The organism is Mycoplasma imitans ATCC 51306, assembly GCF_000518305.1.
Taxonomy (GTDB): domain Bacteria; phylum Bacillota_I; class Bacilli_A; order Mycoplasmatales; family Mycoplasmoidaceae; genus Mycoplasmoides; species Mycoplasmoides imitans.
The window spans coordinates 1-3,919 of sequence record NZ_KI912419.1 but is presented as its reverse complement, the minus strand read 5'-3'; the positions used below and the strand labels follow the sequence as shown (position 1 = coordinate 3,919).

The window sequence follows — 3,919 nt, the reverse complement described above, 5'->3', positions numbered from 1 at the left end:
TTAAAAGTTACATTACAAAATCAATCTACTGTTCTAGAAAAATTATCTGATCCTCAATACGAAGGTATAAAAAAACATATCACAAGTTTATATGATGCTGGTACGTTAATTACAACTAAAACATTAGATCCATCTAATGGTGATAAACCTAAAGCAGAAGACGTAACTAGAGCAAATGATGGCATTAAAAATGCTATAAATGAAACAAAATTAACGGAATGAAAAGAAAACGCAGATAAATTTTATAAAAACTTTGATAAAAACAAGTTATCTAAAGATAAATTAACATCACAAGACGCATCTAATAATCAATCACAACCTGCAAACTATAGTTTTGTAGCATTTAGTGGCGATCTAACTCCTGCTACTAGTGGTGGTTCACAAACAGATTTTCCAAATTGAAATTTTGCTCAAAGAAAAGTTTGAACATCTGAAACTGCTCTAAATAATGGTTCTACAGATTTAGTATCAAATCCAACAACCACAACAGATGTATCTTGAATTTATAATTTGAAAGGAACAGGAACTAAATATACATTAGATTTTAATTACTACGGTCCGTCAACAGCATATTTATACTTTCCTTATAAATTAGTAAAAACAGCAGATGCTGCTAAAGTTGCACTTCAGTATAAATTGAATAATGGTGCACAAAAACTTATCCAATTTGCACCATCTTCTACAACTGCAGATATGTCATCAACTCAAGAATCAACTACTCAAAGAAGTTCATCATTAAAACTAGTTGATGATCAAAACACGCAAACTTCTAATCAAACAGATTTAAATTCATCTGCAAACAAAACTCCAACTGTTGCTGATATTAATGTAGCTAAAGTTACTTTAACAGATTTAAATTTTGGAAAAAATACTATCGAATTAAGTCTTCCTGAAGGTGATAAAGTAGCTCCTATGATTGGTAATATTTACATTACTTCTAATAATCAAAATAATGATAAAGTTTACGACGATATATTTGGTAATACACAAAACACAATAGATAATAAAAAATCTGTTACGGTTAACTTATTAACAGGATATAGTTTAACGTCTGGTTGATCAACATATGTAGGTCAATTTAAAAAAGTATCAACAACAGGAGAAATGCCTAATGCAGAAGCGACTCCTAATTATTTAGTTGGATTTATTGGTGGTATGGATCCTCGTAATGCTAATAATGTATCTACTCCAGTTAGAAATCCTTCAATTAAAGGAGCGACAAGAACACTTACAATTTACGTAAACGCGCCAGAAACTGGTGAATACTACATTAAGGGTTCTTATCTTACAAATACCGCTAGAGGATTAAAATTGTCTACATCTTCTACTGATAGTAGTACAGTTACAATTACTAATTTAATGAAGCAAAATTGAAACACATTAGGTGATTTTGATACATCTAAAACAGAAACTACAGTAGAAAATTCTGGTATAGATCATAATATGCATAGAACCTTGACTTTAAAGAAAGGTCTAAACAAGATTGTTGTTGCCGGCGGAACTAATAGTGGTTCAGGTGACGCTCCATTTATAGGTAATTTAACATTTACTTTAAGTAGCGCAGCGAATAATAATGAGCCAACGCAAGCCTAAATCAGTAATTAAAAAGCGCTAAGTTAGTTAAAATATTAAATAAATCATATATTTTTGAAAGAGCATCAGAGTCCTAGTGATTCTGATGTTTTGCTTTTTATATAAATAAATTTTTATGAATTAACATAAAAAATCGTAAAAACCCTTTATTTCTAGAAGAAGAAGAAGAAGAAGAAGAAGAAGAAGAAGAAGAAGCTCTTATCCGTTTCATGTCAAAACCAACAGTTATTAGGCGAAAATAATGGCGATTTATTATTTATTGAACTTTATATATTTTTATAGTTAAGAATTTACTGTTTTAAGTAAATTTATAATTTTAACTTTAAGTGAAAAGAAAAAACATATTAAAGTTTATTAGTTTATTAGGTGTTGGTTCATTTGTTAGTTTAGCAGTTGCAAGTTGTGGTCAAGTTGATACTCCTAACCCTGAAGAACCAAAACCAACTAATCCTACACAACCGGACAAACCTGAAGATAATGCCGCTAAACAATTAGCAGAAGCTAAAACTAAGTTAACTAGCTTGCTTAATACAAAAGCTCAAAATGTAGCAAAATATCAAGACTACGCAAAGATTCAGTCTAGTTTAACAACAGCATATACAACAGCTGAAGGTGTTTCAAATAAAAATGATGCAACCTTAATGAATATTCAAGATGCTACAACAGCATTACAAAGTGCTATTGATAAAGCTGCTAGTGATAAAAAAACTTTTGATGATCAAAATTCTGATTTAGTAACTGCATACGGTCAATTAAAAACCACTCTACAAAATCAAGATGCTACATTAGAAACATTAACCGAAACTAAATATAGTGCAATTAAAAGTCGCCTTAGCGATCTATATCAAATTGGTACTGAAATAACAAGCAAAACGTTAGATCCTTCTATGGGAGATAAACCTAGTGTTGATAGCGTAAAACAGGCTAATTCTGATATTACAACAGCTATTAGTGAAGACTCATTAAACAAATGAAAACTAAATGCAGATAAGTATAATGTGTTTGAAAAAAATGCATTATCTAAGACAGCTTTATCAGCAACTAATGATACAACGCATAATGGTGAACAACCATCTAACTATAGCTTTGTAGGTTATAGTAATGAATTAGCTACTGGTACAGGTGCGCCAACAACATTACCAAACTGGAATTTCGCTCAAAGAAAAGTTTGAACATCTGAAACTACTGCAAATAATGGTTCTACAGATATCGTTGAATCTCCAAATTCTAAAACAGATGTATCATGAATATATAGTTTATCTGGAGAAGGAACTAAATATAGCTTAACTTTTGATTACTATGGACCATCAACAGCCTATCTATACTTCCCTTATAAATTAGTTAAGTCTGCTGATTCATCTTCAGTTGCCTTGCAATATAAGTTAAACAATGGCGAACAACAACCTATAACTTTTGCAGCTGATGGTCAACAAAATGGCGAAGCTACAGCTAACAAAACTCCAACAGTTAGCGATATTAATGTAGCTAAAGTTAACTTGTCTGGATTAAAATTTGGTTCTAACACAATTGAGTTAAGTGTGCCTACTGAAACTGCTGCAAAAGTAGCTCCTATGATTGGTAATATGTATATTACTTCTAATGCTCAAAATTCTGACAAAATATACAATGATATCTTTGGAAACACTTTAAATACTAATGACAATTCAAAATCAGTGTCTGTTAATCTATTAACTGGTTATAGTTTAGCATCTGGTTGATCAATATATATAGGTCAGTTTACTCAATTAACAGGTCAAGAAACAATGTATTTAGTTGGATTTATTGGCGGCAATAATCCTCGTAATGCTAACAATACAACAACTAATAATGTTTCATTCCCTTCTACTCGAGGAGCTAATAGAACGTTTACAATTTATGTAAATGCTCCAGAAGCGGGACAATATTTCATTAGTGGTTCTTACCTTTCAGGTGCTAAACAAGCAAGAGGTCTTGAATTTTCTACAGGTATTGAAACAAACATTGTAAAAATTAATGGCTTAAAAGAAAATAATTGAACTACATTAGGTAAATTTAATACTGCTGAACCAACTACAACTGAAGATGTTAATTCTGCAGATAACACTATGCACAAAACATTAACCTTAGTTAAAGGTTTAAATAAGATTGTTATTGCTACTGGAACTACTAATGGTGGTGATGCTCCATTTATAGGTAACTTGACATTTACTTTAAGCAGCGAACAAAATTAATAATAATGTACCGCAACAATAAATCGATAATAAAATAAGCGCTAAGTTAGTTAACAAAATATATATCAAACATCAGAGTTAAATTCTGATGTTTTCTTTTTTTAAATAAATAAATT

General features: G+C 30.6%; 2 protein-coding genes. Both read left to right on the top strand.

The features are described from left to right. Positions 1-1,593, top strand: a 1,593-nt coding sequence (locus tag P690_RS0103860) for an FIVAR domain-containing protein (RefSeq protein ID WP_027122421.1), incomplete at its 5' end; no start/stop codon positions are given. A 326-nt stretch (positions 1,594-1,919) separates the two neighbouring features. Then, the gene (locus tag P690_RS0103855) at positions 1,920-3,803 is read left to right on the top strand and encodes an FIVAR domain-containing protein (protein WP_027122420.1); all 1,884 of its coding nucleotides are present in this window, start codon (positions 1,920-1,922) and stop codon (positions 3,801-3,803) included. Positions 3,804-3,919: the final 116 nt, after the last annotated feature.